The sequence below is a fragment of the Pedobacter sp. genome (assembly GCF_035566355.1).
Lineage (GTDB): Bacteria > Bacteroidota > Bacteroidia > Sphingobacteriales > Sphingobacteriaceae > Pedobacter.
Map to the genome: position 1 here is coordinate 1 of NZ_DATMRL010000562.1, position 5806 is coordinate 5806.

Annotated in this window: 9 protein-coding genes; 2 read left to right on the forward strand and 7 right to left on the reverse strand. The window is 41.0% G+C overall.

Features of this window, described 5'->3' with window-relative positions; all coding sequences use genetic code 11:
• On the reverse strand, positions 1–352 hold a 352-nt coding region (locus VNZ46_RS22055; protein ID WP_325562650.1), incomplete at its 3' end, for a hypothetical protein.
• A 243-nt stretch (positions 353–595) separates the two neighbouring features.
• Between VNZ46_RS22055 and VNZ46_RS22060 the strand changes: the two genes are divergently transcribed.
• Both VNZ46_RS22060 and VNZ46_RS22065 read left to right on the forward strand, forming a co-directional pair.
• Complete coding sequence (locus VNZ46_RS22060) at positions 596–832, forward strand: SHOCT domain-containing protein (protein WP_325562652.1); 237 nt, start codon at positions 596–598, stop codon at positions 830–832.
• 268 nt (positions 833–1100) lie between these two features.
• Positions 1101–1355, forward strand: a complete 255-nt coding sequence (locus tag VNZ46_RS22065; RefSeq protein ID WP_325562654.1) for a hypothetical protein — start codon at positions 1101–1103, stop codon at positions 1353–1355.
• A 112-nt stretch (positions 1356–1467) separates the two neighbouring features.
• Here the strand turns inward: VNZ46_RS22065 and VNZ46_RS22070 are convergent, their stop codons facing one another.
• From VNZ46_RS22070 to VNZ46_RS22095, 6 genes are all read right to left on the reverse strand, one after another.
• Positions 1468–2193: a nucleotidyl transferase AbiEii/AbiGii toxin family protein gene (locus tag VNZ46_RS22070; protein WP_325562656.1), complete on the reverse strand. Its 726-nt coding sequence runs from the start codon at positions 2191–2193 to the stop codon at positions 1468–1470.
• Entirely contained in the window at positions 2159–2785 is a 627-nt protein-coding gene (locus VNZ46_RS22075; RefSeq protein WP_325562660.1) for a hypothetical protein, read from the reverse strand. Before VNZ46_RS22075 ends, VNZ46_RS22070 begins: the two co-directional genes overlap by 35 nt.
• 118 nt (positions 2786–2903) lie before the next feature.
• Complete coding sequence (locus VNZ46_RS22080; RefSeq protein ID WP_325562662.1) at positions 2904–3173, reverse strand: BrnA antitoxin family protein; 270 nt, start codon at positions 3171–3173, stop codon at positions 2904–2906.
• On the reverse strand, positions 3145–3453 hold the full coding sequence (locus tag VNZ46_RS22085; protein ID WP_325562664.1) for a BrnT family toxin: 309 nt from the start codon (positions 3451–3453) through the stop codon (positions 3145–3147). The genes VNZ46_RS22080 and VNZ46_RS22085 overlap by 29 nt, the downstream gene beginning before the upstream one ends.
• Before the next feature lie 698 nt (positions 3454–4151).
• Entirely contained in the window at positions 4152–4940 is a 789-nt protein-coding gene (locus tag VNZ46_RS22090; protein ID WP_325562666.1) for a hypothetical protein, read from the reverse strand.
• A 147-nt stretch (positions 4941–5087) separates the two neighbouring features.
• Entirely contained in the window at positions 5088–5615 is a 528-nt protein-coding gene (locus VNZ46_RS22095; RefSeq protein ID WP_325562668.1) for a hypothetical protein, read from the reverse strand.
• Positions 5616–5806: the final 191 nt, after the last annotated feature.

The window sequence follows — 5806 nt, forward strand, 5'->3', positions numbered from 1 at the left end:
GACGACGACGGTCCATGAAAGACTCTGCCAGCGCAATAGCAAGTTCAGGAGGAATATCAGCCTTGCCAGTTTCGAGTCCCTGCTTTACCAGTTCGTGCAGAGCGATAAATTCACCCACCTGAGTGGGACGAAGCCTATCATACAAGTCTTCTTTGGTAATCTCACCCTTCACAAAGCCGATATAGAGAGCTGGTACTCTGTAGCTCTTTAGTTTCAGCTTCTTGATTCGAATCTTGGAACTTGGTCGGCCATATATCCACCATTCCCAGAAGCGCTCCTGTGCTTTCTCCCACCATGTGTGCTCAGACTTATCGTCCTCCTCCCTTAGATTCTCGATTCTGAATCTGGGCATAATTATCCTCCTGCGGATATCCAAGAATAACAGAAATCACAAACTCGTGTCAACGCGAATTAAAATAATTACGGTTTTATTTTTGGTCAAAATAAAAAATACCAGATCATTCTGATGTCCTTTATTTGGCTCACCATCGTGAACAACATTAGAACTATAATCCAGAGGCAACAGGGTTATATTTATATACCTGATTTCAGATCTTAAGGTTGACATCTGACCAAATAGGTCCATACTAGCTATATGGATACACACTATATAAACATTCAATGGACATTTTGGCCTTTTTTTTGGATTATTTTCTGGGTATGTATCATCCCGCTATTTTGGGTGCTCATCGGCCGGGGTAATTGGAAGTACGGCAGACATGGTTCGAACAGAGCTGCCGACAAATCTCCAATGGATATACTTAAAGAGCGTTATGCCAAAGGAGAGATTAATAAACAGGAATTTGAGGAAAAGAAAAAAGATTTGGCATAAGAAACAATTATCACGGAGTTAAACAGTTAACGCATATAATATGTATACTATGAATGATGAAGCAGTAAATGACTTGACTAAAGGATTAAACAATATTGTTAGAAGTGCCAGGACAATAATTTCAAACCCCAAAGACTCTCACTACAGGCTCGAGGATATAATCAAAGTGGCTCAGATCCAGTTAAAGAATCTCAAGCAAGGAAAATATAGAACAAAACCCAGCCAAAGAATGTATAAGCTTCATTTGAGTTAATTATGAGAGAATTCCATGCTCAACTCAGACCAAAATTCTGCTGATCAAAAACAATTAGACAATGCCTATGATTGGTTACGAGACCACGGTCAGATAGACTATAAGTATTTAAAAAAGTTAGCCCAAGCAGGCACCTCGGAATCCGTCGAACGTTTACACGAATTGGCGGACGATAACAATATTACTTATGACGATACAACAGACATGATGCAGCTTGCAGATGAAATTAATCGGGCGATGGAAACAAACAGCAATATTGGAGTTGAGTAAAAAGAAAATAAAATTAAAAAACCACCAATTTGTACTGAGACCCTACTTCTGCAGTTGTTTCTAAGGCAATTTGGGTTAACATTCAGTAATACTGTTAATCATGCTTCTATTATCAACCAAGATAGTCTTTTATCTTACCTTCTAAAACTTTTTTAAAATCCCGCAGATGCATAGAGTGGCTTGCGGGCAAAAATTTTCGTAGCTCTGACTTAAAATCGATTTTAGACTTTTCTAATAACCCACGGACCAGATTTAAATTCTCTTTATCCTTAACTAGCGGGTAGTTGCCAGATAAAAGGAAAAAATAATCATAAAAATCTCTCGGTTTGTGGCGATTAAGCAAAGCCTGCATCTTTCCCTTTACTATTTCTTCTTTAGACAAATGAACTAAGGTATACGCTGTAATATAATCATTTTCAATAAGAGTTGTTATACCCTTAAGCTCCTTGCCATTGCGCAAGGAAACCTCTATTTGAACAGGAATCGCAAAATCATAAGCTTTAAATATTGCAATACCTAAATAGCCGCCGCTAGTGGCCTTCCCTTCATCAAGTTGAACATTAATACCCGTGTTTTCTATATTTGCAAGCGTATTAGTAAATATCTCCTCTACTTCTTTGGGACTAATATTAACCCCAGTAAAATCCAAATCTTCTGAGTAACGAGGACTGTGAAATACGATCCTTAAAGCAGTTCCTCCTTTAAACAATAATTTCTCAGATCCTGATTGTTTGTACAAGTATGACAAAAATAAATGTTCACAATATTCTCTTACAACATTTTCTATACTTGTTTGAGCATGCTTAGTAAATTTTTCGAGGTTTTCTATACTCAACATATATTCGATCAATTAATTCTAACATTCCCTTCCGCTTAAATAATCTCACATATCTCGTGAGTTTTGCTTTATTTAGATTCTTTAGCTCCAAACGATCATTAAGTGATATTTTTTTCAAATCTACAAAATAGAGATAATCGGCCAAGGCCTTTTCAATGTCAGCCATAAAAACTTTTTGGCCGCGGATTTCCTGTAAACTATAACCGGTATAAACTTCTTTTTTTATTCGCTGATAGCTAAAGGTGCCTGCTGGAGTTTTATACTCTCTTGGAATCTTGCTGGTCACTGAAGTAATCGTATAGACAACTTCTGGGATAATATGATAATGCGATAAAGCTGTCTCTAAAGAAATATAGGAAGGTTCATAAAGTCGATTGGCAATAAAAAAAAGATCAGGATTACTATCTTTAAGCATATAAAAACCATTACGAAGTTTAACAAATAAGCCACTGTCAATATTATTTGAAATAAAGACTGAAGCTATTTGTGTAGGTACACCAAACACACCTTTGAATTCTTTTGGCGTAAACACCTCTAGACCCAAGGATTTGAGCCTTTCCTCCACTTGTATACGTTTCAGTTTTTTAATCATATTATTAAGAAAGTGAAATGGCTATAAATAGCTTATCATGGCAATAAAAAATCCGCTTTAAGTCACTATAAGAACTAAGTTTCGACTGTTGTATTAATTTATAAACAATTTAAAAGAACTACTTCTTCCAAACTCCCTTAGCAATATACTGTTTCATCAATGATTGATAAGGCACATCCAATTCGTTTGCTCGCACTTTAACTCGAGCTAAGATATGAGCTGGAATTCTTAAGGAAATGGATTCGGAAGTAGGTTTAAGATTCGGAAACAATGGGCCAGTCATAACCTTAGACATATCAAAGTAACCAACGGAGCTATGGGTGTCCCAAAACTTTCGCTCTTCGTCTTCGTTTTTAAATTTAGGCAGCTTTTTTAAAGGTTTCTTCATAAGTATTCCTTTCTTGTTTATTAGCTCTTCTCACAGAAATTATTCTGATAAGCCGATTTCTTATAGTAAAAGCGATAAATAGCAACTTTCCTGCATTTGTTTGGCCATACATAGCAAACCGCTTTTCGGTCTGACTGTGCCTTTGGTCTGGAAAAACTACATAGAAATTAAAGAAAGCTTCTTCAGTTTCTAACTTGGTAATTCCATGCTTTTCTAGACTTTTAGTCTGATTCCCCTCATCCCATTCAAACCCTTCTGATTGACTTAAATCTAGTACCATAAATCTATTGTATATGGGAAACTCCACATTGTCAAGTCCCACAATCCCTCAAATAGAAAAGACGGTAATCAATTGCTGATTACCGTCCTAGATGATCGGCGAGATTTCTCTCGCCCGAAAGTGTAGCTGAGTCAACACCACCCATGATGACTACGGAGACACGTTAGTGTACTCAAGTCAGGCCAGCGACATCCCGGCGGAATTACTTCCGCCCCAGAGTCAACTGCGGCACAGGATTGGATGCTCTTGAGAACTATACTTTACCTGACGGAAATTCTGGCAGGGTCACTCCTGCCCCAGAGTCAAGGCTACAAAAGGTTTGTCCAACTTACAGCAGCGATGACTGGTGAACCGAAACTCACCGAACTCTACCTTAGAGATTTAGCAGAAGTTTCCTCCTGCTCCAAGGAGTACTGCACTCTGCTAAGGCAGGGAATAACGCAGCGCGCGTTGGTTCTCGGTACCGGGAGATGGCAGAGATTTACTCTGCCCAATAGCACAACTTAGTGTAGAGGACACAACACAGCTATGGTTTGCTATGTTTGGCAGAAATTTCTTTCTGCCCCTTAGAACAGCCATGACCAATCAACCCGAGTGGAGCGAAGTCGACCCTAGTTAACTGCAACGCGTGGCAGACTTATGTCTGCCGAATAGTTGAGAGGAACCCAGCGCAGTGCAAACTAGAAAACTATACCGCATCACAGTGCACTTAAGCCTATCATCCAAGTTCTTGCAATGACATCAAAGCTGGTTCGGAGTTCGCCGCAATCCAACCCGGATTGTTGCCTTGAGCAGAGTGCCCATACCGTGACGATATTGTCGCCTCGTTTCTGCGCACTCTTCACGATCGATGATGCGGCAAAACGAAATCTCCTGGCAGGTCCTCGCGTGTTGTCATCGACAACTGAAACTTTATTGCCGGTTCCAGTTTTTACCTGAATCGCCAGATGGCGATGCTGCTCAAGGCTGCAGAACAAGTCGATGAAATGACATGCATCTACAACTGGGCGTGGATACCTAACCTCGAAGCCCAAATCGTGACAAGCTTTGGCCACGCGTGCCACCGACAAGGCACCCACAAACAAGTGTGCCCAGTCAGGCAGAACAGTAGGTTTTTGAAGTCTTAGGATATCCAAATCCTGGATTGAAACGATCAACTGAAGCACAAGTCTCTGTGTTCTGGCTGCAAGCTTCAGAGTCTCTTGCCGATTCTGTGTTGGCATTTTCGCAGCCAAAAGTTTCGTCGAAATGCCATGGTAGTATGCTGCGGCAATAGCTCGATTGCAGGCATAATTCCGAGTTCCAACCCAAAGTCCTTCGGGTAGCTTTCGGCTATGGTTCTCGATCGCCCGGAAGCTGAGTCTTACTAGGTCATCACCTCTTTGTCTTCCCAATCGAAACGCAAACCTCATCTGATCTTCCAGATCCAAAGGCAGGGTGTTCTTTTTTCGGAACACCAACCTATGACTAAGCAAGCTGATGCTCATTACTTAAAGCCTCCTTTTGAATTGCCTGTCCGCCAAAGCTTTAGCGAAGGCGGAACTGCTTAGTTTACCAGAAGTGCTTGTTTCCGTCAACAAGCTATAAGGCAATAAAAAAAGCGATACCAATGGGCATCGCCAAGCGATTCAAAGTTAACCGTAACACAAAGTAGTCCGTTGAACCCTCAGGCCAGGTTTTTCTACAATTAACGTTACTGAACAAAGTTTCTGGCCTGCGAGCTTTGCCGCAACAAGAACATTTAGCTCTTTATGGAACTGGGCGTTTGCAACTACTGCATTTATACCAGCTCCGTAATCTTCCATGACAAGGGGTTCCAGATGGAAGGCAATTTTTTTGCTGTCTTTATCTAAAACTATGACCATCAATCGCAGGGGCGTCTTACGATTGCCATTCGTCGACTTCTGAAGCCTTGGCTTTGGCATTACCAATTCAATTGCCAAAGATTCGGCCTGTGGCGAAACCTTCCATCTATTGTGATACTGCATTGGCAGAACCGTTACAATTTCGCCGTTTGCAGTATCCTGTACCGCCACAAAGCATTCTCGATCGTCGATGCTATAGAAAAGTCTATGCTGCTTGTTCGTACCCTGCTCGTAACCCAACGGCACGCAAAGATCTTTATCTAACAGATTGAGAAGATCTTGCGGATTGATGATCATGCGAGTCTGAATCACCTCATATGCGTGAACCGTAAAAGCTGACCTCAAACAACACCTCCTTATCATTGACTACAAAGTTTATCATCGATTATAGGACAGGTCAAGGGCAATAATGACATCCTCCCCGGGCTGAAGCCCGGGGTTTCCTTTGCTTGAGCTAACACCACCTCGCCTTCGCTCGGGCTCAAGCT